22 protein-coding genes are annotated in these 23,296 nt (G+C 75.0%); 8 read left to right on the top strand and 14 right to left on the bottom strand.

What is annotated here, in order from left to right:
* Window positions 1-137: 137 nt before the first annotated feature.
* Entirely contained in the window at window positions 138-1,136 is a 999-nt protein-coding gene (locus ACZ3IL_RS28005; protein ID WP_467394759.1) for a dihydroxyacetone kinase subunit DhaK, read from the top strand.
* A gap of 95 nt (window positions 1,137-1,231) precedes the next feature.
* Window positions 1,232-1,888: a dihydroxyacetone kinase subunit DhaL gene (gene dhaL, locus ACZ3IL_RS28000; protein WP_467394757.1), complete on the top strand. Its 657-nt coding sequence runs from the start codon at window positions 1,232-1,234 to the stop codon at window positions 1,886-1,888.
* Window positions 1,889-1,963: 75 nt separating this feature from the next.
* Here dhaL and ACZ3IL_RS27995 read toward each other — a convergent pair whose 3' ends face one another.
* Window positions 1,964-2,764 (bottom strand): HAD family hydrolase, encoded by an 801-nt coding sequence (locus ACZ3IL_RS27995; protein WP_467394755.1) that lies wholly within the window; start codon window positions 2,762-2,764, stop codon window positions 1,964-1,966.
* A gap of 513 nt (window positions 2,765-3,277) precedes the next feature.
* Between ACZ3IL_RS27995 and ACZ3IL_RS27990 the strand changes: the two genes are divergently transcribed.
* Window positions 3,278-3,940, top strand: a complete 663-nt coding sequence (locus ACZ3IL_RS27990) for a ScbR family autoregulator-binding transcription factor (RefSeq protein WP_467394753.1) — start codon at window positions 3,278-3,280, stop codon at window positions 3,938-3,940.
* Window positions 3,941-4,045: 105 nt separating this feature from the next.
* Entirely contained in the window at window positions 4,046-4,252 is a 207-nt protein-coding gene (locus ACZ3IL_RS27985; RefSeq protein WP_467394751.1) for a hypothetical protein, read from the top strand.
* A 73-nt stretch (window positions 4,253-4,325) separates the two neighbouring features.
* Here the strand turns inward: ACZ3IL_RS27985 and ACZ3IL_RS27980 are convergent, their stop codons facing one another.
* The 3 genes from ACZ3IL_RS27980 to ACZ3IL_RS27970 form a co-directional block, all read right to left on the bottom strand.
* Complete coding sequence (locus ACZ3IL_RS27980; protein ID WP_467394749.1) at window positions 4,326-4,832, bottom strand: ATP-binding protein; 507 nt, start codon at window positions 4,830-4,832, stop codon at window positions 4,326-4,328.
* A 153-nt stretch (window positions 4,833-4,985) separates the two neighbouring features.
* Complete coding sequence (gene katG, locus ACZ3IL_RS27975) at window positions 4,986-7,175, bottom strand: catalase/peroxidase HPI (protein ID WP_467394747.1); 2,190 nt, start codon at window positions 7,173-7,175, stop codon at window positions 4,986-4,988.
* 302 nt (window positions 7,176-7,477) lie between these two features.
* Complete coding sequence (locus ACZ3IL_RS27970; protein WP_467394745.1) at window positions 7,478-7,840, bottom strand: DUF952 domain-containing protein; 363 nt, start codon at window positions 7,838-7,840, stop codon at window positions 7,478-7,480.
* A gap of 322 nt (window positions 7,841-8,162) precedes the next feature.
* Between ACZ3IL_RS27970 and ACZ3IL_RS27965 the strand changes: the two genes are divergently transcribed.
* Window positions 8,163-8,462 carry a DUF1876 domain-containing protein gene (locus ACZ3IL_RS27965; RefSeq protein ID WP_467394743.1) on the top strand — a complete coding sequence of 100 codons (300 nt, stop codon included), beginning with the start codon at window positions 8,163-8,165 and terminating at the stop codon, window positions 8,460-8,462.
* 81 nt (window positions 8,463-8,543) lie between these two features.
* Here the strand turns inward: ACZ3IL_RS27965 and ACZ3IL_RS27960 are convergent, their stop codons facing one another.
* The 5 genes from ACZ3IL_RS27960 to ACZ3IL_RS27940 all read right to left on the bottom strand — a co-directional run bounded on the left by ACZ3IL_RS27960 (window position 8,544) and on the right by ACZ3IL_RS27940 (window position 14,180).
* Window positions 8,544-9,146 (bottom strand): CBS domain-containing protein, encoded by a 603-nt coding sequence (locus ACZ3IL_RS27960; RefSeq protein WP_467394741.1) that lies wholly within the window; start codon window positions 9,144-9,146, stop codon window positions 8,544-8,546.
* Between the two features lie 174 nt (window positions 9,147-9,320).
* The gene (locus tag ACZ3IL_RS27955; protein WP_467394739.1) at window positions 9,321-11,384 is read right to left on the bottom strand and encodes a galactose-binding domain-containing protein; all 2,064 of its coding nucleotides are present in this window, start codon (window positions 11,382-11,384) and stop codon (window positions 9,321-9,323) included.
* Window positions 11,385-11,507: 123 nt separating this feature from the next.
* A complete protein-coding gene (locus tag ACZ3IL_RS27950) occupies window positions 11,508-12,101 on the bottom strand; it encodes a TetR/AcrR family transcriptional regulator (RefSeq protein WP_467394737.1) in 594 nt (197 codons plus the stop codon).
* A 98-nt stretch (window positions 12,102-12,199) separates the two neighbouring features.
* Window positions 12,200-12,889 carry a GntR family transcriptional regulator gene (locus ACZ3IL_RS27945; RefSeq protein ID WP_467394736.1) on the bottom strand — a complete coding sequence of 230 codons (690 nt, stop codon included), beginning with the start codon at window positions 12,887-12,889 and terminating at the stop codon, window positions 12,200-12,202.
* Between the two features lie 67 nt (window positions 12,890-12,956).
* Window positions 12,957-14,180: a CaiB/BaiF CoA transferase family protein gene (locus ACZ3IL_RS27940; protein WP_467394734.1), complete on the bottom strand. Its 1,224-nt coding sequence runs from the start codon at window positions 14,178-14,180 to the stop codon at window positions 12,957-12,959.
* Window positions 14,181-14,325: 145 nt separating this feature from the next.
* Between ACZ3IL_RS27940 and ACZ3IL_RS27935 the strand changes: the two genes are divergently transcribed.
* Window positions 14,326-15,513, top strand: a complete 1,188-nt coding sequence (locus tag ACZ3IL_RS27935; protein WP_467394732.1) for an acyl-CoA dehydrogenase family protein — start codon at window positions 14,326-14,328, stop codon at window positions 15,511-15,513.
* 102 nt (window positions 15,514-15,615) lie between these two features.
* On the opposite strand, the gene ACZ3IL_RS27930 is transcribed toward ACZ3IL_RS27935, so the two are convergent.
* Together ACZ3IL_RS27930 and ACZ3IL_RS27925 are read right to left on the bottom strand one after the other, a co-directional pair.
* Entirely contained in the window at window positions 15,616-16,119 is a 504-nt protein-coding gene (locus ACZ3IL_RS27930; protein WP_467394730.1) for an FBP domain-containing protein, read from the bottom strand.
* Between the two features lie 396 nt (window positions 16,120-16,515).
* Window positions 16,516-17,505: a helix-turn-helix transcriptional regulator gene (locus ACZ3IL_RS27925; RefSeq protein WP_467394728.1), complete on the bottom strand. Its 990-nt coding sequence runs from the start codon at window positions 17,503-17,505 to the stop codon at window positions 16,516-16,518.
* Between the two features lie 92 nt (window positions 17,506-17,597).
* Between ACZ3IL_RS27925 and ACZ3IL_RS27920 the strand changes: the two genes are divergently transcribed.
* Entirely contained in the window at window positions 17,598-17,996 is a 399-nt protein-coding gene (locus tag ACZ3IL_RS27920) for a VOC family protein (protein ID WP_467394726.1), read from the top strand.
* A 317-nt stretch (window positions 17,997-18,313) separates the two neighbouring features.
* Here ACZ3IL_RS27920 and ACZ3IL_RS27915 read toward each other — a convergent pair whose 3' ends face one another.
* Window positions 18,314-19,654, bottom strand: a complete 1,341-nt coding sequence (locus ACZ3IL_RS27915; protein WP_467394724.1) for a DUF6777 domain-containing protein — start codon at window positions 19,652-19,654, stop codon at window positions 18,314-18,316.
* 227 nt (window positions 19,655-19,881) lie between these two features.
* On the opposite strand from ACZ3IL_RS27915, the gene ACZ3IL_RS27910 reads away from it, so the two are divergent.
* Complete coding sequence (locus ACZ3IL_RS27910) at window positions 19,882-21,258, top strand: streptophobe family protein (RefSeq protein WP_467394761.1); 1,377 nt, start codon at window positions 19,882-19,884, stop codon at window positions 21,256-21,258.
* A gap of 52 nt (window positions 21,259-21,310) precedes the next feature.
* Here ACZ3IL_RS27910 and ACZ3IL_RS27905 read toward each other — a convergent pair whose 3' ends face one another.
* Entirely contained in the window at window positions 21,311-22,303 is a 993-nt protein-coding gene (locus ACZ3IL_RS27905; protein ID WP_467394722.1) for a serine/threonine-protein kinase, read from the bottom strand.
* Window positions 22,303-23,292, bottom strand: coding sequence for a hypothetical protein (locus tag ACZ3IL_RS27900; RefSeq protein ID WP_467394720.1), 990 nt, complete (start codon window positions 23,290-23,292; stop codon window positions 22,303-22,305). The genes ACZ3IL_RS27905 and ACZ3IL_RS27900 overlap by 1 nt, the downstream gene beginning before the upstream one ends.
* Window positions 23,293-23,296: the final 4 nt, after the last annotated feature.

Raw genomic sequence — 23,296 nt, 5'->3', positions numbered from 1 at the left:
GCGCGCGCCGCCGCGCCGGGGGGGGGGGGGGGCGGGGGGCGGGGGGGGGGGCGCCCCCGCCCCCCCCCCGCCCCCCCCCCCCCCCCCCCCCCCCCCACCCCCGGTCCGGTCGCGGCCCTCGACGACGGAGGACTCCGATGGCCTCGTACTTCGAGAACAGCGCCGACACCCTCGTGTCCGACGCGCTCGCGGGCTTCGCACGCGCCCACGCGGACCTGCTCACCCTCGACCCCGACCACGGGTTCCTCCTCGCCCGTGCCGCCTCCCCGGGCCGCCGGGTCGGCCTGCTCTCCGGCGGCGGCGCCGGGCACGAACCGATGCACGCCGGGTACGTCGGCCGGGGCATGCTCGACGCCGCCTGCCCCGGCCGCGTCTTCGCCTCCCCGCACAACCGCCAGGTCTACGAGGGCTCGCTCGCCGCCGCCCGCGACGAGGGCGTCCTCCACATCGTCAAGAACTACACCGGCGACCGCATCAACTTCGGCATCGCCGCCGAGCGCCTGGCCCACCGGGGAGTGCCCTGCGCGCGCGTCCTCGTCGACGACGACCTCGCCTCCGACTCCGAGGAGATAGCCGCCGGCCGCCGGGGGACCGGCGGCACCGTCCTCGTCGAGAAGATCCTCGGCGCCGCCGCCGACAGCGGCCTCGGCCTCGCCGAACTCCAGGAGCTCGGCACCCGCCTCGCGGCCCGCTGCCGCACCCTCGCCGTCGCCTCCGCCGCCCACACCGCCCCCACCCTGGGCGAGCCCGCCTTCCGGCTCGCCGCCGGCGAACTGGAGTACGGCGTCGGCATCCACGGCGAGCGGGCCAGGTCGACCACCCGCCACGACCCGCTCGCCCCCCTGGTCGAACGGATGGCGGGCGAACTCCTCGACGCCCTCGCCCCGGAGCCGGGCGCCACCGTCATCACCCTGGTCAACGGGCTGGGCGCGGTCACCCCCCTGGAGCTGTACGCCGCCCACGGCGAGCTGGCCCGGGTCCTCGACGCCCGGGAGGTCGTCCTCGCCCGCAACCTGGTCGGCGACTACGTCACGGCCCTCGACATGCGCGGTTTCTCCCTCACCGTCCTCCTCGCCGAACCGGCCGACCTCGCCTTCTACGACGCGTCCGTGCACACCGCCGCCCTGCGCTGGTGAACCGGACCCGTCCGGCGGCCCCCGGGCCCCGGCCCGGCGACCCGCACCCCCCACCCCCGCCCGGTTCGTCCGGCCGGCAGAACGGGAGCAGACCCTTGACCACCACCGACGAGGCACTCTCCGCCGGCGCCTGGATACGCCGCTTCGCCGACACCGCCCGCACCACCGAGGCCCAGCTCACCGCCCTCGACCAGCGGGTCGGCGACGGCGACTTCGGCACCAACCTGTCCGCCGGCACCGCCGCGGCCCTCGTCCGGCTCGACGCCCTCGGCGCCCCCGGCGACGCGGAGGCCCTGGAGGCGGCGGCCACCGCCTTCCTCGACGAGGTCGGCGGCACCAGCGGGCCCCTCTTCGGCCTGCTGCTCCAGTCGCTCGCCGCCTCCGTCGCCGCCGGGGGCCCCACCACCCCCGCTCTCGCCCGGGGGGCCGCGGAGGGACTGGCCGCCATCCGCCGCGTCGGCGAGGCCGCGCCCGGGGACAAGACCCTGGTCGACGCCCTCGCCCCCGCCGTCGCGGCGCTGGAGGCGCTGCCCGGTGGGACCCCGCCGGCCGACGCCCTGGAGGCCGCCGCCGGGGCCGCCTGGCAGGGCGTCCGCGACACCGCCCGGCTCCGCGCCCGCATGGGCCGCTCCAGCTACGTCGGCGAACGCGCGGCCGGCGTCCCCGACCCCGGGGCCGTCGGGGTCGCCCTCCTCTTCGCCTCGGCCGCCGGGGTCGTCCAGGACCTCACCCCGTACGTGAACGCCTCGTAGGTCCCGGAGGCGGGGGCGGCCCGCCGATCCGTCTCCGGCTCCGCCTCCGGGAGGCGGGCGGGTCCGGGTCCGGGGTCACCCCTCCGGGGCGTCCGCCTGCCGCGGCACCTGCCCCCGCACCCAGGCCAGGAGCACCGGCGAGTGCAGCGTGGTCACCCACAGGTCGGCGCGGGAGGCGTCCTCCTCGCCCGGTCGCGGTCCCACCCCGAGGACCCGCAGCCCCGCCCTGCGGGCCGACTCGATCCCGGTCAGCGAGTCCTCCACCGCCAGGGCCCGTTCCGGCTCGGTGCCGCAGAGCCGGGCGGCGGTCGCGTACACGTCGGGCCACGGCTTGGGGCGCACCACCCCCGGAACGACGGCGTCCGGCGCGCCCGGTCCGTCCGGCGCGGTCTCCGCGGGGGCCGGGCCGGAGCTCCCCGGGGAGGACGGGCCGGGAGTCTCCGTCGGGACGACCACATGGGCGAAGTGGCGCAGCAGGCCGGCACGGCCGAGGCTCGCTTCCACGGCCTCCAGCGGGCAGTTGCTGGCCACCGCCAGCGGCAGCCGTCCCGAGAGGAGGCGGACGAACTCGGCCGCCCCCGGCATGGTCACGGGGTCGTCGGCGACCAGCGCGAGGAAGTGTTCCAGCAGGGAACGGGCCAGCTCGTCGGCGAGGTCCGGCTTCTGCGTCTCCTCGGCCATCAGCCGCCCGCAGTCGACGTAGTGCACGCCCTTGGCGCGGTCGGCGAACCCGGGCGGAGGCGTCAGCCCGAAGTCGCGGAAGGCACGGTTCCGGGCGTCCTGCCAATGGCGTTCGCTGTCCATCAGGGTGCCGTCGCAGTCGAGGACGACGGCTTCGGGGGACCAGCTGAGAAGCGGATGCGTCTGGGTGGTCATGGGGCCTCCGGGGAGGGGACGGTCGCGCTCGTGGCGCGACCGGTTCGGATGGGTCGGGGGTCTCCCGCCCGGCGGAACGGCGCGACGGGATCCGGCACCGTCTCGCGGGGCACGGACGTCCCGTCCATACCGCCTCAAACGGGAAACATCATCATGGTTACGTTATTTTCGTGACCGTCCGTGACGCAATCACTACTTCGAGTGCTCGACAGGCTCGACGGGGAGGCGGTAATGGGCGGCCCCCCGCGTCCCCGCCGGCTTCCTCTCGTTCCGTGCCAAAACCGCTTGTGTGCCGCCCGGTTGGCGCATATGCGCACGGCAACCGGCAGGGGGGCGACGCGAGACCGTCGCGTTCACCCGAACGGCCGCCGGGCGCACCGGAGAAGAGGGGAGAGTCACCCGGGGGAGTGAGCGCTCGAACGGAAGAGCCATGACCTCGCGCGGGACGACGGATTATCACCGGCGTGCGCGGGCGCACTACCTTCTCGGTCGTCACGAGAACGCCGAGCGAAAGTGGGCAGCACGTTGCAGCAACGGGCCAGGGCGACCCGCAGGGCACTACTGGAGGCGGCCGCCTGCCTCTTCGCCGAGCAGGGGTACGCCGGTACCAGCGTCAACGACATAAGTCTCAGGTCCGGCCGGACCAGCGGCGCCGTGTACTTCCACTACGCCAGCAAGGAGGGACTCGCGCTCGCCGTGGTCGAGGACGCGTTCGCCACCTGGCCCCATCTGACCGCGCGGTACGCGGACCGCTCCGTACCGCCCCTCGACCGGCTGGTCTCCCTCAGCTTCGAGATCGCGCACGCCCTCACGGAGGACACCGTCGCCCGCGCCGGCGCACGCCTCTGGGCGGAACGCGACACCATCGACGCGCCCCTGCCCGACCCCTTCGCCCTGTGGACCACCGCGACCATCCGCCTCCTCGCCCAGGCCCGTGCCACCGGACACCTCGCCCCCCACGCCCGCCCCACCGTCATCGCCCCCGCCCTGGTCCGCGCCTTCTTCGGGCTGTGCACCCTCACCGAGGCGCTGGAGGGCCGCCAGCTGGTCGCCGACCGCCTCGCCGACTGGTGGCACATCACCCTCCCCTTCCTCCAGCGCGACAACGACCCGGCGGGTGTCGTGCGCCGGGTGCGGGCGGGACGGGCGGTACGGAGGACGGCGTCGGTGCCGTAGGACCGGCGAGAACCGGCCCCGGCCGGGCGATCGGCTGTCCGTACGGGGGATTTCGGGGCACACGTACGGCGACGGCCGATGGGCGGCCGGTCAGGAGGCGCAGCCATGGCACAGGCATCCCGACCCGTTCCGGCGGCAGACGCGGCCCGGGCGGCCCTGGAGGACGTGTCCGACCCCTCGGCGAAGGCGGTGGTCCTCGCCCTGCTGGCGGTCCGTGACGAACTGAGGTCCGTGTCCGAGCGGGTGGGCAGCGTGGACACACGTCTCGAGCAGGTGAACCAGTACCTCGGGGCCCTCGCCAACAAACCCTGACGGGCGGGACCCCGGGGCCGTCCTCCCGTGCGGCCCCGGGGCGGGGGCGGAGGGACGGAATCCGGGCCGGACGCTACCGGCCGGTGGGGGAGGCCCCGCCGGCCGGGGCTCCGGACGGGCCGTCCCCGTCCGACGGGATGTCGTCGCCGGACGGACCGTTCCCGTCCGGCGGGGTGTCGAGGGAGGACTCCGCCGGGCGGAAGCACGCCGTCACGGTCTTGCCGTGCCGCTGGCAGCGCATGCTCCACTCGTCGGCGAGGGCCCGGACGATGTTCACGCCCCGGCCGGAGAGCGCGTCCTTGTCCGGGTCGCGGGGGCGGGGCAGCGCCGGGTCCTCGTCGTGGACGCTGATGTGGAGGCAGTCGCCGTCCCAGGTGAGCACGAGCTGCGCGTCGCTGTGCGCGTGGACGTGGGCGTTGGTGAGCAGCTCGGAGACGGTCAGGACGACGGCGTCCACCGTGTCCGGCTCCCGGGCCGCCCACGGAAGGGCGGCGAGGTGCCGCCTCGTCCACTGCCGACCCGCCTGCACGCCCCCGGAAACGGGGAACGAATGCGCCCACCCCATCGCTTTGACCGTCACTCTCGTCACTCCTTCGAAGGCTGCCCGCGTCGTCCGTACGGGACCCGGTTACCCGGCAATCGCCTTACCAGACAGAGGGGCGGCGCACCGGCACCGCGGTACGCCGCCGTCCCGGCCGGCCGGTGAACGGCCTGCCGGGACGGGACGCCGGGCTCAGGCGAGGTCGAACCGGTCGAGGTTCATCACCTTGTCCCACGCCGCCACGAAGTCACGCACGAACTTCTCGCCCGCGTCCTCGGCGGCGTAGACCTCCGAGACGGCGCGGAGCTGGGAGTGCGACCCGAAGACGAGGTCGACGGGGGTGGCGGTCCACCGGAGTTCCCCGGTGGCGCGGTCGCGCCCCTCGAAGACGTTCTCGTCCGTGTCCGACGTCTTCCACTCCGTGCCCATGTCGAGCAGGTTCACGAAGAAGTCGGTGGTCAGCGCCTCCGGCCGGTCGGTGAGGCGGCCGTGGCGGGACCCCGCGAAACCGGTGTCCAGGACCCGCATGCCGCCGACCAGCACCGTCATCTCGGGCGCGGTCAGCGTCAGCATGCCGGCACGGTCGAGGAGGAGGGTCTCCGGCGACAGCTTCTCCCCGGCACGCAGGTAGTTGCGGAAGCCGTCCGCCTTGGGTTCGAGCACGGAGAACGACTCCACGTCGGTCTGCTCCTGCGAGGCGTCGGTGCGCCCCGGCCGGAACGGGACGGTGACCTCGTGGCCGGCGTTCCGCGCGGCCCGCTCGACGGCCGCGCACCCGCCCAGGACGATCAGGTCGGCGAGGGAGACCTTCTTCCCCCCGTCCCGCGCGCCGTCGAACTCCGCTTTGATCCCTTCGAGGGTCCGCAGCGTCCCGGTCACCTCGGGCAGGTCGTTGACCTCCCAGTCCCGCTGCGGCGCGAGGCGGAGGCGCGCCCCGTTGGCCCCGCCCCGCTTGTCGGTGCCCCGGAAGCTCGCCGCCGCCGCCCACGCGGTGGTGACCAGCTGGGGGAGGGAGAGGCCCGAGTCGAGGATCTTCTCCTTGAGGGCGGCGACGTCCTCGTCCGAGACCAGCTCGTGGTCGACCGGGGGGACGGGGTCCTGCCACAGCTGCGGAGCGGGGACCCACGGTCCGAGGTAGCGCGAGAGGGGGCCCATGTCGCGGTGCAGCAGCTTGTACCAGGCCTTGGCGAACGCCTCCGCGAGCTCGTCCGGGTGCTCGTGGAAGCGCTTCGTGATCGGCCCGTAGACCGGGTCCAGCTTCAGCGCGAGGTCCGTGGTCAGCATCATCGGCGCGTGCCGCTTCGCCGGGTCGTGGGCGTCGGGCACCGTGTCCTTCGCCGACGGGTCCGCGGGCGTCCACTGCTTCGCCCCGGCCGGACTCGTCGTCAGCTCCCAGTCGTACCGGTACAGGTTGTCCAGGTACCCGTTGTCCCATCGCGTCGGCGCGGTGGTCCACGCGCCCTCCAGGCCACTGGTGAGCGCGTCGCCGCCGACGCCGCTGCCGCAGGTGTTCCGCCAGCCGAGGCCCTGCTGCTCGACGGGGGCGGCCTCGGGCTCCGGCCCGATGTACGAGGGGTCGACCGCGCCGTGGCACTTGCCGAAGGTGTGACCGCCGATGATGAGCGCCGCGGTCTCCTCGTCGTTCATCGCCATGCGCGCGAACGTCTCCCGGATGTCCCGGGCGGCGGCCAGCGGGTCGGGATTCCCGTTGGGACCCTCGGGGTTGACGTAGATCAGGCCCATCTGCACGGAGCCCAGGGGACCGGAGAGCTCCCTGTCGCCGCTGTAGCGCTCGTCCCCGAGCCAGGTGTCCTCGGGGCCCCAGAAGATCTCCTCCGGTTCCCAGATGTCCTCGCGCCCGAAACCGAACCCGAACGTCTTGAACCCCATGGATTCCATGGCGCAGTTGCCGGCGAACACCAGCAGGTCGGCCCAGGAGATCTTCCGGCCGTACTTCCGCTTGACCGGCCAGAGCAGCCGGCGCGCCTTGTCGAGGCTCGCGTTGTCCGGCCAGCTGTTGAGGGGGGCGAAGCGCTGTGCGCCGGAGCCGCCGCCGCCCCGGCCGTCGGCGATGCGGTACGTCCCGGCGGCGTGCCAGCTCATGCGGATGAAGAGCGGCCCGTAGTGGCCGTAGTCGGCGGGCCACCAGTCCTGCGAGGCCGTCATCACCTCGAAGAGGTCCCGCTTCAGCGCCTCGAGGTCGAGGGTCGCGAACTCCGCCGCGTAGTCGAAGTCCTCCCCCATCGGATCGGAGCGGGGCGAGGGCTGGTGGAGGACCTGGAGGTCGAGCTGGTTCGGCCACCAGTCCCGGTTCGTCCGGGGCCGGGTCGGCTCCGGGGTCGGGGAGGGGATGGCCGGGTTCTCGCTTTCACTGCCGGGCACGTGCGTCCTTCTTCCTGTCCCGATGTCCTTGCGTCGAACACTGCGACCCGCACCCGTCACGCGCCGTGGCGCCCGGTGGCCGGAAACACCCGGCCGGTTCCGCCGGGGCGAGCGGGTTCGTGTCGGCTTTCGTATGCTCGCGCACCGCGGACCGGACGACCGAGAGAACACGCAGGGCACCGGCCCACAACAGGCATTCGGAGCCGGGCGTGTGCCGCGGCCCGGTGGCACGGCGGCCCCGGGCGGGCGGGACGGACGCGGGTGGGCCCGCGCGACCGCTCCGCCGTCCCGGTCGTCCCGGATCAGCCCCTTTCCACCAGCCCCGCCGCCCGGCCGTCCCGGTCCCAGGTGACCTCCAGGACCCGTTCGACGGCCTCGCGGTCGAGCGGCCCGAACACGTGGGGGAAGCGGGTGCCGTCGGGGACGCCGGGCGGCGGGGCGGCGGAGGCCTCCTCCCACTCCGTCCTGGCCGTCAGCCGGCGTTCGTCCAGGACGAGCGTCAGGAGCGGCCGGGGCGAGGAACGGTGGAAGGCGTCGGCGACGGCGAGCGCGGTCGCCCCGTCGGGCGCGCAGTGGACGAAGCCCTCCTCGGCCAGCGACGAGGGGGCGTACGGCTGCTCCGGCCGGGCCGACCAGTCACGGAGCGGAACGATGTGGTAGATCATGCTCCGGTTATACCGGTCGGTACCGATCGTTCGTACCGGTCGGTACCGATCGTCCGTACCGGTCCGTGCCGATCGTCCGTACGGGTCCGTGCCGACTGTCCGCACCGGTCCGTACCGACCGCCCCCACCGGTCCGCACCGGCCGCCGGGCGGGTGCCGGCCGGTGGCGGACGGACCCGCCCGGGCGGGGGCGGCACCGCGCGGCACGGCCGGCGGGCGCGGGCGCCGCCCCCGTGCGTCACGGCCCCCACCGGAGGATGCTGGAAGCAACGGAAGGGCCGCGCGCCGGTTCCGCGCGGCCGACGGCGCGAGGAGGCAGACCGATGACCCGCACTCTGGAGTGGACGGTCGGACTGGAACTGGTCGAGGAGGGCGACCGGACCAGGGCCGAGGCCCGGCTGGACACCGGGACCTCGACGGTCACGGGACACGGCTCCGCCCGCCGCGACCCGGCGGACGCCGACGTCCCGGCGATCGGTGACGAAGTGGCCGCGAGCCGCGCGATGAAGGACCTCGCCGGCAACCTGATGAGGGAGGCCGGCCGCGAGATGGAGGCGGCGGGCGCCGGGACCCTGCCCCGGCGCACCGGCCCGGGATACGGCTGGCCCGAGGCGGTGTCCTGACGGAACGCCCGGCCGGGTGGAAGGCGGTCCTCCGGCGGCGCGGCCCGGCCGTGCCGCCGGGCCGCGCTCCGGCCGGCTTCCTCAGCCGGCGCCCCCGGCGTCCTCGCACACCATCCGGTCCACGACCTCCACGACCCCGTCCACCGTCTCGCAGAGACGGACCAGGATCGGCCCCAGCTCCGCGCGTTCCAGCGTGCCGCTCAGCGTCACCCGGCCCTCGTCGACGTCGATGTGCACGGCGGCCGGCGAGAGGCGCAGGATGCGGACGATCACGTCCTCGCGGATCTCCTCCTGGAGGGAACGGTCCCGGCGCAGGAACAGCTGGAGCAGATCGCTCCGGCTGAGCACCCCGATCAGGCGCCCCTCCGCGTCCACGACGGGCAGCCGCTTCACCCGGCGCCGTTCCATCAGCCGCGCCGCCTCGACCGCCGTCCACGAGGGCCGGGCCGTGACGACCGGGCTCGTCATCATGGCCTCGGCGGTGCTCGGCCCGTTCTTCACCGTGTGCCGCCGCAGCAGGTCCGCCTCGGAGACCACCCCCACCGGCCGGTTCTCGTCGTCGACCACCGGGACCGCGGTGATGCCGTACTCGTCGAGGAGCCGCGCGATCTCCTTGAACGACGTCCCGCGCTGCACCGCGACGGCGGTGGGCGTCATCAGGTCCGCGACACTGCGGTGCCTCATCGTCCGTTCCGTCCCTTCGGGGTTCCGGACTCCATGATCCCGCACCGGGGCCGTCACGGGACGAAGGGGTGGGAAACGGCGCGCGGGGAGGGGCGCCGGTCCCACCCCTCCCCGCGCCTGCGGGGCCGGCCGGGACCCCGTCCCCGGTCCGGCCGGCCCCGCGCGTACGGGCCCTCAGGCCCTGTGGACCGCGACCTCGTGGAGCGAGTACCCCCACGTGGTCGCCCGCCGTTCGCCGTGGACGCGCACGTAGCGGGCCGGCTGCGACGCGAACTCCGCCGTGTCGTACCCGCCGTTCCCGGCGACCGTGGACCACACCGTCCGCCAGACCGCGCCGTCGTCGGACAGCTCGATCCGGTACTGGCGGGCGTACGCGCCCTCCCAGTCGAGGACGACCCTCCCCACCGGGCGGACCGACCCGAGGTCCACCCGCAGCCACTGGTCGTCCGACCAGCCGCTGGCCCAGCGGGTGCCGGTGTCGCCGTCGACGGCCCGGCCCGGCGCGTAGCTGGTGAACGGGTTCCACTCCGAGGAGCTGGCCGACGCGGGCGCGCCCGCCGCCAGGTTCACCCCCGGCTCGTGGTCCTCGGTCGCCTTCCACGTGGTCAGGTACGACTCCGCGCCCGAGGCCAGCTCGTCCACGACGCCCGGGCCGCCGGCGGTGAGCCGGATCTGCTCGATCCAGTCGGGGACCATGCCGTAGTGCGCGGCGCCGTCGGTGTTGAGGTCCCAGGTGCGCTGCCCGGTGACCTGCCGGTCGAGCACCGCTCCGCCGTCGAAGCTGCGGAAGGGGTACGTCACGGCGTTCGGCGCGCCGGTTCCGACCGGGCCGGGCCAGCCGCCGACACCGTTCATGTCGGTGCCGTAGCCGAGCCCGACCCCGTACTCGGCGCGGAGCGCGGCCTTCTGGCCCGCCTCGCCGACGAAGCCCTCCGCGCCGTGCATGTACTGGGCGACGAAACCGCCCAGGCGGTAGACCCGCTCGGTCCAGTCGAGGTCCATCCAGCTGTGGCTGGAGAGGACGCCCGGGTACTCCTCGGACTCCAGGACGTCGAGCGCCCGGCCCGCGGCCTTGACGCTCATGTGGTCCAGCTCCAGCATCATGCCCCGGTCGATCATGCCCCGCAGGGCGTACTCGCCCAGCCTCGTCAGGCCCCGGGTGTTGCACCTGGCGTCGGAGGCGTACGAGGGGACGCTCACCCCCGGCGGCAGCTTCGCCGCCATCACCGGGGCCGCCGCCAGGCCGATCGGGTTGTCGTGCTGCGGGCCCGCGCACTTCTCGGTGGCCCAGAAGGTGCCGGTCGACAGGAACTGGCCGATGTTGACCGCCGTGCCGATGGCCCCCTCGTCGAAGCGGACGCCGCACAGGGCGTTGTCGAACTTGTGGCACAGGAACATGCTGCGCACCCCGAGCCCGTACAGCTCGTCGAGGCCGCGGTCGATGTCCGCCCTGTCGCACTGGGCGACGTCGAGGATCTGCTTGCAGCCGAACGGCTCCGAGGTCTCCACGCCCAGGACCACCGCGAGCTTGCCCTGCCCGACCACCGAGCGGGCCTGCGCGGCGTCGGTGACGATCCGGAACCAGCCCTTGCCCGGGCCGCCGTACATCCGGTCGACGTAGTCCTGGAGTTCGTACGTCCTGCGGGCCTGGAGACGGATCGAGTCCATCTCGTCGCAGCCCCGGTCGCGGGGCAGGATCGAGCAGATCAGGCCGTTCGTCACCAGGTCGTTGACGAGCACGCGCTGCCCGCCGCGCCAGGCGCGCTCGACCCAGGCGTAGTAGTTCTGCTGGTGGGTGAGGGAGTCGTGGGCGGGCCAGTCCTTGAACGTGGGCCAGCCGACCGGGTCGTGGTGGCCGTCGGAGCCGCCCGTGATGTTCTCGAAGAGGGCGCCGGAGCCGTCGGGATAGTGCTCGGGACAGTCCTTGAGCGCTTCGGCGGCGCCGCCCTCGGCGAACGCCCGGCCGCAGATGAGCCGGCCGCCGAAGCCCTCGCCGGCCATCAGGTGGTTGTGCGCGTCGACGAACCCGCGCACCTTCCCCCGCGCGTCCGTTCCGGTGAACGGCGCGCCCGTGACGTCGATCTGCGAGTCGGTGGCGGGACGGGACACCGGCTCCCACCACGAACCGCCGCCGGCGGCGGGGACCGGGGCGGAGCCGAAGAGGACGGCGGCCAGGGAGAGGAACAGGGCCAGGAGGGCGGACCGGCCGCCGCTCCCGCGTGAGTGGGAACGAGTCATGGGCAGCGATGCCTCCGCTCGGTGGGGATGTACCGGGCTTGCCGAGGATCGCGGTGCCGGGGGAGTGAGTCAAGGGTCCGGGACAAATGACCTACTGAAGGGGAGCGGACGGCTCCCGTCACCTCAACTCTCCATCAGGGAAACGAGTTGATCCGCCATCAGGTCGAGCTGCTCCTCCGCCGCGCACGAGTCGCCGAGGACGAGGAACTGGAGGGTCAGGCCGTCGATCGCCGCCGCCAGGTAACGCGCCGGCACCTCCACCGGCACCCGGGGCGCCAGCCCCAGCGCGGCGCCCACCCGCTCGACCAGATCGGCCGCCGACGCCACGTACTGCTCGTACTGCGCCCGCGCCAGGTGCTCGAACCCCGGCTCGCGCAGCGCGTACTGGGTGAGGTCGTACGTCAGCATGTGCTCGCCGGGACGGGCGGTGACGTGGTCCCAGTACGTCCGCAGCGCGCCCCGCACGGTCTCGCGGAGGGTGGCCCCCGGCTCGACCGCCGACATCACGCGGGTCACGTGGTTTCCCGTGATCGTCTCGATCGCGGCTTCGAGGAGCGCCTGCTTGGAGTCGAAGCAGTAGTGGAAGACGCTCAGCGACACCCCCGCCTCGGCGCAGATCGACCGGGTGGTGGTCCGGGCGACCCCGTCCCTGGTCATCGCCCTGATCGCCGCGTCGACCAACTGCCTGCGCCGTTCGGCCGACGGCATCCGCGCCATGGTTCCTCCTCGCGTCCGGCGCCAGGGTAGCCGCAGCTCCCCGGCACCGTGGGGGCGTCCCCCGGCCCGCCTCCTCCCGGCCGCCGGACCGGGCGGGATCAGCCGGTGCCCGCGCTCCGGTCCCTCTCCGGGCCCAGGACCTCCCGCAGGGCCGCCACCGCGTGCGCCCGGTGCTCGTCGAGCCACCGGACGACGGCCTCCTCGTCGCCCCGGCGGAGGGCGGAGAGCACGGCCCGGTGCTCCCGCACGGCCAGCTCCCGGTGCGGGGCGTCGGCGTAGTACAGCGAGCGGTACGCGTCGGTGGAGTCCCACAGGGTCGCGACGAGGCGCACGAGGCGCGGCATGCCGGACGCCTCGATCAGGGTGAGGTGGAAGAGCCGGTTCGCCGCCGCCATCGCGGGCACGTCCCCGTCGGCGGCGGCCCGCTCCACCTCGCGCTGGACGCGTTCGAGCGTGCCGACGGTGCCCTCCGGCATCCGCCGTACGGCCGTGCGCACGGCCTCCGTCTCCAGGAGCTCCCGGATGCGGTAGATCTCCTCCAGGTCGCCGAGCGAGAGTTCCGCGACGAAGTAGCCCCGGTGCACGTGGTGGACGACCAGCCCCTCGGCCTCCAGGGCCTTGAGGGCCTCGCGCAGCGGCACCCGGCTCACCTCGAACCGGGCCGCGAGGGCGTCCTGGCGGATCTGGTCGCCGGGCCCGAGCTCCCCGGTGGTGATGGCGCGCCGCAACTCCTCCAGGACGAACTGCTGGGCGGTCTGCGGCCGCCGCTTCCGCACCGCGCTGCTCATCGCCTGTGACCTTCCGTTCCCTCACGCTGCCCACCGGGGCGCCGCCGCACCGGTGGCGACCATCTTCCTACGCGCGGCCGTCCGCCGCCGGACCCCCGCGGACGGGCCGTCCCAGCTCCGCGAGGAGGCCGTCCGTGTGCTCGCCCAGACGTGGGGGAGCGGTGCGGTAGGCGGCCGGGGTGGCGTCGAGCCGGATCGGATGGGCCACCTGGCCGGGACCGGCCGCGGACTCCGGGACCCGCGGGGCGAGTCCCAGCCGGTCGGCGAGGTCGAAGGCGGCGGCCAGGTCGTTGATCGGCCCGCACGGCACGCCGGCCGCGGTGAGCTCCTCGAACCAGCTGTCGGCGGTCCGGGTGCCGAGCGGCCCGGAGAGCGCCGCGGCCAGCTCCTCCCGGTGGGCGACCCGGGCCGTGTTGGTGGTGAAGCGGGGGTCGCCGGCGAGTCCCGGCAGGCCGAGGCGTTCGCACAGGACCCCGAACTGCCGGTCGTTGCCCACGGCGAGGACCAGCGGCCGGTCCAGGGCCTCGAACACCTCGTACGGGGCGATGCTCGGGTGCCGGTTGCCCATCGCGCGCGGCACGACCCCGGCCCCGAGGTGGGCGGACGCCTGGTGGGTGAGCGCGGAGAGGAGCGAGCCGAGGAGGGAGACCTCGACCCGCTGGCCCTCGCCGGTGCGTTCCCGGTGGCGGAGGGCGGCGAGGACGCCGAGGCCCGCGTGGAGCCCGGTGACGACGTCGACCAGGGCGGTCCCGGCCTTCGTCCCCGGGCCGCCGGGCTCACCGGTGACGCTCATCAAACCGCCCACGGCCTGGACGAGCAGGTCGTAGCCGGGCATCCGGGCCCCCTCGGCGGTGCCGAAGCCGGTCACCGAGCAGTAGACGAGTCCGGGATTGGACGCCCTCACGTCCTCGTACCCGAGGCCGAGCCTCTCCATCGTGCCGGGGCGGAAGTTCTCCACCAGGACGTCCGCGCGGTCCACGATCGCGCGGGCCGCCGCCAGGTCCTCCGGGTCCGTGAGGTCGAGGGCGACGGAGCGCTTGTTCCGGTTCACGCCGAGGAAGTACGTGGCCTCGCCGGCCGCGAACGGCGGCCCCCACGCACGCGTGTCGTCGCCGGAACCCGGCCGCTCGATCTTGATGACGTCGGCGCCCAGGTCGGCGAGGAGCATCGTCATGTACGGCCCGGCGAGCACCCGGCCGAAGTCGGCGACGACGATCCCGGAGAGGGCACCGCCGTGCGGGGTTCCCGGTGCCCCCGGTGTCCCGGGAGTGTCCGGCTGGTCTGCGCGCATTCCGCTCTCCCTCGTCGGCCCCGTCGGCGATCGGATTCAGCCGGACCGTACGACCGGGAGGCTGGATTTTCAATACTGGATCCAATATCTGGTCCGACGCTACGCTTCGGCACGCCGAGTCGCCACAGCCGCCAGGAGGCCGTCCGTGAAGTCGCAGCCCAGCCCCGCTCCCGTCCACCCCCTCGACCTGCTCGCCGTCGACGGACTGCTGACCGACGAGGAGCGGGAGATCCGCCGTACCGTGCGCGCCGTCGCCGACCGCGAACTGCGCCCGCACGTCGCCGGCTGGTTCGAGAAGGGCGAGATCCCCGCCCGCGAACTCGCCCGCGTCCTCGGCGGCGTCGGCGTCCTCGGCATGCACCTGGAGGGATACGGCTGCGCGGGCACCGGCTCCGTCGCGTACGGCCTCGCCTGCATGGAACTGGAGGCCGTCGACTCCGGACTGCGCTCCCTCGTCTCCGTGCAGGGCTCCCTCGCCATGTACGCGGTGTGGAAGTACGGCTCCGAGGAGCAGAAGCGGCGCTGGCTGCCGAAGATGGCGGCGGGCGAGTACATCGGCTGCTTCGGCCTCACCGAGCCGGACGCCGGTTCGGACCCCGGCGCGATGCGGACCCACGCCAGGCGGGACGGCTCCGACTGGGTCCTCAACGGCACCAAGATGTGGATCACCAACGGCTCCGTCGCCGACGTGGCCGTCGTCTGGGCGCGGACCGAGGAGGGCGTCCGCGGGTTCCTGGTGCCGGCCGGCACCCCCGGCTTCAGCGCCCCCGAGATCAGGATGAAGCTGTCGTTGCGGGCGAGCGTCACCAGCGAACTGGTCCTCGAGGACGTGCGCCTGCCCGCCGACGCGATGCTGCCGGAGGCCCGCGGCCTCTCCGGCCCCCTCGGCTGCCTCAACGAGGCCCGCTTCGGCATCGTCTTCGGCGCGCTCGGCGCCGCCCGCGACTGCCTGGAGACCGCCGTCTCCTACGCGCGCGACCGCGTCGTCTTCGGCCGCTCCCTCGCGTCGTACCAGCTGACGCAGCAGAAGCTCGCCGACATGGCCGTCGAACTCGGCAAGGGCATGCTCCTCGCCCTCCACCTCGGCCGGCTGAAGGACGCGGGCGCCCTCACCCCGGAGCAGGTCAGCGTGGGCAAGCTGAACAACGTGCGCGAGGCGATCGCGATCGCCCGCGAGTGCCGCACGATCCTGGGCGCCAACGGCATCACCCTGGAGTACCCGGTCCTCCGCCACGCCAACAACCTGGAGTCGGTGCTCACCTACGAGGGCACGAGCGAGGTCCACTCCCTGGTCGTCGGGAAGGCCCTCACCGGCGAGCAGGCCTTCCGCTGAACGGCCCCGCCCGCCGCGTCGCGTCCTGCCGCCCGGGACCGGTGGCCGAGTCCCGGGCCCGGCCGGCCGGCCGGCGGCGCGGGGGGCGTCACGGGAGGGGCGTCAGCCCGCCATGACCCGCTGGACGAAGGCGTCGAGGTTGTCCTTCGTGCGGGCGATCCACTCGTCGGGCGTGAGGGACTCCTCCCGGCGCCCGGCGCGCAGCTTCGGCTGCCGCTTGCCCCGGATGTAGAGGGAGCAGGCGAGGTCGGCGCAGAGGTAGGTCCCGACCGTGTTCCCCTCGCGGCCGCGGGGCCCGGCCAGCGGCGCCACGAGGAGGGACACGCCCGAGGAGGCGTGCGCGGTCAGGCAGATCTGGCACAGGCTCGACTTCACGGCGCTGGTCCGGCCCACGGCCGGGACCCGCAGGGTCACACCGACCGGGCCGTCCTCGCGGGGGATCACCAGATGGGCGCGCAGGGGCGCGCCCGGGTCCACCCAGCCCAGGAAGTCGAGGTCCTCCCAGGGGAGTTCGGCGAAGTCGAGCGGCAGCTTGAGACGTGCGGCCTCGCCCTTGGTGCAGTTCACGAAGGACGAGCGGATCTCTTTGTCGGTCAGCGGTTCCACTCGGTGGACCGTACACGCGCCTCCGCGGCCGGGCATCCCCATTAATCGATCGTTCCAGAACGGGGGCGTGGGCTCCTCGTCATCGAGCCGCTGAAGAACCTGCGTGAGGCCACCGGTCTCGGCGAGCGTGAACACGGTCGTGCTCCAGCGGGAGCCGTCCGCTGCCGGTCCCACCTCCGCGTCGACGTCGCAGACGGCGTCCGGCCCCTCGCCGGCGCCGGGCGGGAATGACGCCTCGAACCGGCCGGGCCTCCGGGCGACGGTGCGCGGCAAGCCGGAACCGCCGCGCGCGAAGACGACCGAACTCGCCGACCGCGGCCGGCCGCACAAGCGGGGCGACGGGTGGTTCACCGCACGCTCCTGGCCGTGCCGTCTCATGACATCGGTTCCTCGCCGTCAGGCTCGGCGGGCGTACGACGCGAGGCGATCGGCGAGCGCGATGACGAGGTCGCGGAGTTCATCGGGGCGCTCGATGACGAACGGCCGGTCGAGTGAGGCGAGTACCGGGGGCAACCAGTCGAGCCGCTCCACCCGCAGCTCGACGCGCAGCCAGCGCTCGGTCGCCCGGTCCTCGGACGCTGCGGGCTCGTGCTCCTCCAGGCTCGCGACGCCGGCCGGAAGGCGGGCACGGATCTGCTCGGCCGTCCCGTGGATCCGCAGGGTCACCCGATGCCGGTACTCGGCCGTGGCGAACCCCGACAGCACCCGCTGTGCCGGACCGGGACCCGCCGGCACTTCGAACGAGCCGGGCAGGGTCCGCGCGTCTGCGATGCGGTCGAGCCGGAAGGTCCGGTCCTCGCCGGCCCGGGCGTCCTTGCCCGTGACGTACCACCGGCCCCCGTGGGCGACGATCCCGTAGGCGTGCAGCGTGCGTTCGCTGTGCCGTCCGTCACGGTCGGTGTAGCGGATCGAGACCGGTCGGCGGTGGCGCACCGCATCGGCGAGCGCGAGCAGGACCCCGGCGTCCGGGGTGTCGAACTCGCCGGGCCGATCCGTGAAGGCGAGGGATTCCAGGAGTGCGTCGAGCCGGCGGGCGATGTGCTTGGGCAGCACCCGCCGGATCTTGGCCGATGCCGTCTCGTTCGCCGTGCGCTGCGCCGTCGTCAACCCCGCCCGGCGGCCGGCGACCAGGCCGAGCAGCACGGCCAGTCCCTCGTCGTCGCTGAGCATGAGCGGAGGCAAGCGGTACCCGGGGGCGAGCCGGTACCCGCCGTAGCGGCCGCGCACCGATTGCACGGGCACGTCGAGGTCGATCAGCTGGGCCACGTACCGGCGCACGGTGCGCCCTTCGACGCCGAGCCGGTCGGCGAGTTCGGCCACGGTCCGGGTGCCGCCCGACTGCAGCAGCTCCAGGAGCGTCAGCACGCGGCCGGTGGGTCGGGACATGTGCGCAGTCTAAGGCGAATACAGGACCGATTCTGTCCACTATTTCTCCTAGCCTGCGACGTGCACGCCTCCAGCACGACCAAGGGATTCCCATGGACTTCGTCTCGATCCGCATCATCACCGGCGACGTAGCGCGCCTCGTCGAGTTCTACGAGCGAGCCACAGGGGCGCGGGCGACGTGGGCCACCGAGGACTTCGCCGAACTCAGGACCGCGGGCGCGACCCTCGCGATCGCCGGCACCCGTACGGTCCCGCTGTTCGCCCCGGGCTCTGCCCGCCCGGCGGACAACCACAGCGTGATCACCGAGTTCCTCGTCGACGACGTGGACCGCGTTCACCGGAACCTGACCGGCTTCGTCGCCGACTTCGTCACCGTGCCCACCACGATGCCCTGGGGCAACCGGTCGCTGCTGTTCCGCGATCCCGACGGCAACCTCGTCAACTTCTTCACCCCCGTCACCCCGGCGGCCGTCGAGAAGTTCGCACGCTGACGCCACGCACAGCCAGTCACGGGGAGCCCTGAGACCCCAGGACTCCCCGTGAAGGCCGACGGGGGCCACGACTTCGACACGTACCGCCGCCTGCCCTGGAAACGCGGCATCGAGCCGATCACCGCCCGCTGCGGTGTCGCCCGCGGCTCCGGTCCCGGCAAGGTGCGCCGGGTGGTCGAGCGTGCCTTCGCCCGGCTGCGCCGGTTCAAGCGGCTCCGAATCCGCCACGGGCGTCGAGCGGACCTCCCTCAGGGCCTGCTCGGACTCGCCTGCGGCGTCATCCGCCTCCGACGCCTCCGTGGACCGTTCCGAAACGATCAGGAGGACGCGGCGGCACCGGGCCGGGAGGCGTCCGGCGGCGTACCGGCCGGGGTGTCCGGCGCGGGACCCGAGTTCGGGGCCGACGATTCGGGCGGAGCCGGTGGCCCGGACGGCGGCGGGGACACCGGGGGCGGCGGGGAGTCCGGCGGGGGCGGCGAACCGGGCGGGGGCGAGGAGCCCGGGGGAGCGGACGGGCCGGACGGAGTGCCGGGCGGGGGCGTCGGCGGGCCGGAGGAGGGGCCGGAAGGACAGGAGGACGGGTCGCCCGCGCACGGCGTCCGGGAGGCCGTGGCCGGCGGCGGGGCCGGTTCGTCCCGCCCGCCGGTGTCGCCGCGTTTCCGCGTGAACCAGCCGCCGTCCTCGGGGTCGTACACCACGAAGGTGTTCACGACCGTCCCGGCGGGCGCGACCACGACCACCTGGCCGGCGTCGTATCCCGGCCAGGGAGAGCCCGTCGTGCGGGGGTTCCTCTGCGCCACCGGCTCGGTCAGCGGGTTGCCGCAGGCGCAGCGCACCCGGGGCACTCCCCGGTCGTCGACCAGGACCGCCGTACCCGCCTGGAGGATCGCCTGGTACGCGGTGGCGGAACCGTCCCTGAAGCCGTGGTTGGTCACCCGGGTGTCGGCCCGGAGCCGGAGCGGCGTGAGGGAACGCAGGTAGCCGGGCACCCCGTCCGTCGGGACGCGCAGGACCGAGGCGAAGGCCGCGTTCTTCGCCGGTTCGCCGGCCAGGTAGCGCACCTGCCGCTCCACGTCGCAGCTCGCCACCGACTTCGTCCCGCCGTAGAGACCGGGCGCCGAGCCCGGCACCTCGGGCGTGCCGGCGGTCGCCCGGCCGGTGCGCGGCGGCAGCGAGGCCGGCGGGACGGAGCCGCCGGTGCGGGCCGTCGACCGGGTGAACGGGTCCGGGCCGGTCGCGGAGGCGTTCTGCAGGAAGACCTCCCCGCCGCCGGCCCTCGTCGTGCCGCCACCGTCGTCGCCGGAGCGGCCGGTGAGGACGACGGCCAGGGCGACGGCCGCCACGAGCAGGGCGACGACCGAGGCGACCTTCGGGACGGAACGCCACCACGGGCCGCCTCCGTCGCCCCCGGGGTAACGGGAGGAGCCTCCGCCGTCCTGGCCTCCGCCGTCCTGGCCTCCGCCGTCCCGGCCTCCGCCGGAGCCGCCGGAGCCGCCGGAAGGCGGTCCGGGCGGGGGCGGGGGCGGGGGGCCGGCGGCGCCCGGACGCGCTCCCGGACCCGAAAGGGGGCCCGAGGGGGGACCCGAGGGAGGGACCGACGGGGGGCCGGACGGCGGGTGGGAAGTCACGTTTTTCCCTTTCTTCCGTTCCGGGCCCATTGTGTGCGCCGACCGGTGCCCGCCCGCAAGCGGAAACGTCACGCTCCACGAGCGGCGCCCCCTCCCCGGAGCGCCGCCTCCGCGCGGCCGGCCCGGCCCCGTGTGCTCCCCGCCCGGGCGCGGCCGGGGGAAGCCCCCCGATCCTCCGGCCGTCCCGCGCACGGGCGGAAGGCCCCCGGCCCCCCGGCCGCCCCGTGCGCAAGCGGCCGGCCGCCCCCGGCACTAGCGTGGTCGGCGTGAGCAGCAGGCCCCCCGCCTCCGCCTCCGCGCGGCCCGCCGCGCGCCCGGCCGGGCTTCTCGTCCGCACCCTCCTCCAGGCCCTGGTGACCGTGGTCGCCGGATACCTCGCGATGGGCGGCGTCGCCGCGCTCGGCCTCCGGGCCGCCGGCGCCGCCGACCTGCCCGGCGGCTTCGCCGCGGTCCTCGCCGCCGTCGTCGTCATGGCCGTGGGCGGCGAGGTCGAACTGTCCGGCGACGCCGGTCCCCTCGCGGGCGCCCGGGCCGAACCGGCCGCCATGCCCCTCACCGTCACCCTGGTGGGCGCACTGGTCGCCGGCCACTTCTTCCTGCGCCCCCTGCGGAACCACGCGGTGACCGGCGCCCGCGAGCTCCTGCTCCGCGCCGCCACCACCGCCGTCCTCTGGACGGCCGCCCTCGCGGCCCTCTCCGCCCTCGCCCGCCACGACTTCAGGATCACCCTCGGCGGCGGGGGCACCGGAGACCCGCTCGCGGACCTCTTCGGCGACCTGCTCGACTCCGTGAGTCCCACGGTCGGCTTCCGCGCCGACCCCGGGCCCACCCTCTTCCACGGTCTCCTGTGGATCCTCGGCGTCCTCGCCGTGGCCCTCCTCGTCTCCCGGGCGGCTCCGCTGCCGCCCCGGCTCGTCCGTTACCAGGAGCCCGTACGGCCCGTCGCCCACGCGGTGTTCCTGGTGCTCCTCGCGTACGTGGCCGTGGGCCTGGTGGCCGGGGTCGTGGTCGCGGCGACCGGGGACCGCGCCGCCGGGACCTTCGCCGTCCTCCTCCTCGGCCTGCCCAACCTCGCCTGGCCGGCCCTCGGCGTGGGCATCGGCGGTTCCTGGGAGGGCAGGGCGGAAGGACCCTTCGGCCTGCCCGTGCCGCAGGCCCTCGACGCCGTCCTGCGCGGCGGCGGCCGGGACCTCTCGACCGTCGACCTCTCCTCGCTCGCCGCGCGGGACGCGCGGGCCTGGTGGCTCCTCCCCGTCGCGGCCCTCCTGCTGCTCGCCGCGGCCTTCGCGGCGGCGGTCCGCTCCCCGGCCCGGACACGGCTCCGGCAGCACGCCCTCCGCTTCGGCGTCGCCCTCGCGCTCGCGCTGCTGGCCGTCGTCCCGCTCACCCGGGTCGAGGTCCGCTTCGGCCTCTCGGTCCTCGGCATCGGCGAACTCGACTCGCTCGGCGGCGAGGTGCTGCTGCGCCCGGACCTCTGGAGGACGGCCGGCCTCGGGCTCCTGTGGGGCCTGGTCCTCGGCCTCCTCGGCGGTCTCCTCGCCGCCCGGGTCCGCCGCGGGGGCGGGGCGGACCCGGCGGACGGGAGGGACACCGCCGGTCCGCGACCGCCCGCGGCCCCGGACCGGACGCCCTGACCGCGACCGCCGCCGGTGACCGGTGCGCCCGCCCCGCTTCCCGGGGCGCGGCCTACAGCTCCCGGAACACCGGCCGCGCCCACGCGGGCGGGGCGGGAGGAGGGCCGGGCGGCCGCGGCGCGCCGCCCCCCGCCGGGCCCCGGGCGTCCGGCGCTCCGGACTCCAGGGCGGTACGGAGCCGGGTGACGAACTCCAGACACGTTCCGTAGCGCTCCTCGGGGGTCTTCGCCAGGGCCTTCGCGAAGACCGCGTCCACCGCCCCCGGAAGTCCCGGCCGCGCCCCGGAGAGCGGGGGCGGCGGATCGTACTGCTGCGCCCACAGCACCGCCCAGTCGGTGTCGCGGTGGAACGGCGGCGCGCCCACCAGGGTCTCGAACACCACGCACGCCAGGCCGTACACGTCGCACCGGCCGTCGACCGGCTTCCCCGAGATCTGTTCGGGCGCCACGTAGTCCAGCGTGCCCACGAACTCGCCCACCGTCGTGAACCCCGTGAGCGACAGCGACTTCTTCGTCAGCCCGAAGTCCGTGAGGTACACGTGTTCCGGACGGTCGCGGTCGGTGCCCTCGGCCACCAGGACGTTGCCGGGCTTCACGTCCCGGTGCACGAGGTCGTGCGCGTGCGCCGCGTCCAGGGCGGAGGCCACCTGCACGGCGATCCGGCCGGCCTTCGCCGGGGACAGCGGCCCCTCCCGGCGCAGCAGGGCCGCCAGGTCCTGTCCCGCCACGTACCGCATGGCGATGTAGAGCACGCCCTCCGTCTCGCCCGCGTCGAAGACCGGCACGATGTGCGGGTGGTCGATCGAGGCGGCGACCCGCGACTCGTGCGCGAAGCGCCTGCGGAAGGTGTCGTTGCGGGCCAGCTCGGGGGCCAGCAGCTTCAGCGCCACCGTACGGTCGAGCCGCAGGTCCCGCGCCCGGTACACCACCGCCATGCCGCCGCGTCCGATCTCGCCCTCCACGCGGTAGCCCGCGATCTCCTTGCCGACGAGCCCCGAGGGCCGGCCCGCCGGGAGGTCCGGGCCGGCCTGCGCCCCGCCGCCCATCAGCCCTCACCCGTCGGCGGCCGCTCCACGATCCGGGTCGGAGGGGGCTCCGGGGCCCGGTCCGGCTCCGCCACCCGGGTCGGGGCCTGCTCCGCGTACGGGGGCGGCGACGGTTCCGCCACCCGGGTCGGGGCCGGTTCCACGGCTTGGGGCGACGGCGGCTCCGCCATCCGGGTCGGGGCCTCCTCCGCGTACGGGAGCGGCGACGGTTCCGCGTCCCGGACCGGTTCCACGACCCGGGTCGGCGGCGGTCCGGCCGTCTCCGGGTCCGCCGGGGGCACCACCCGCGTGGGCGCGTACCCGGGCGGCACCGCCCGGGTGCGCCCGGGCCCGTCGTCCGCCGGCCCTCCGCCCTCCCCGCCGGCCCTCTCCCCGGCCCCCTCCGGCCCCTCCCGTCCGTCCCGCCCCGGGGGGACGGCGGGCGGGGGAGAGGCCGGGGCAGCGGACGTGCCGGCGGGGGTGAGCGTGGGCGACCGGACGGTGGCCGAGGGCTCCGCCCCGACGGCGTAGGTACGGAGCCCCACGCCGTCGCAGTACACCCAGCGCTCGTGTTCGGCGTCGTACAGCCACACCGACTCGCCGTCGACGACCATGCCCACCCGCAGGCCCCGGGTGCGCAGCCGGAAGCCCTCGCCGTCGAGACGGCCCGCGCCCCGTTCCTCCACGGCCCGCCGGTAGCGGCCGAGCGCGTCCTCGGCGCGGGCGATCAGCGGGCGGGGGTCGGCGGTCCTGGTGAGGGGACGGCCCGCCGCCGGCGGGTCGTCGGGGACGCCGACCAGCAGCCGCGCGTCGACCCACGCCGTCCAGCCGTTGGAGCACCGGATCCGCCCCCAGTCCCCGGCCCGTTCCTCCAGGCACACGGGAAGGAAGGCGTCCAGGGGCGCCGTGGGCAGCCCCGGATCGGGCGCCTCCCACGCGGGGAGGCCGCCGCGCGGCACGACGTGGGTGGGCCGGAAGTCCGGCACGTACGCGGACACGGGGACGCTCACGGGT

This window comes from Streptomyces sp. NPDC014907, from assembly GCF_055562975.1.
The sequence above is the reverse complement of the archived record's forward strand: the minus strand, read 5'-3'. Positions and strand labels throughout refer to the sequence as shown.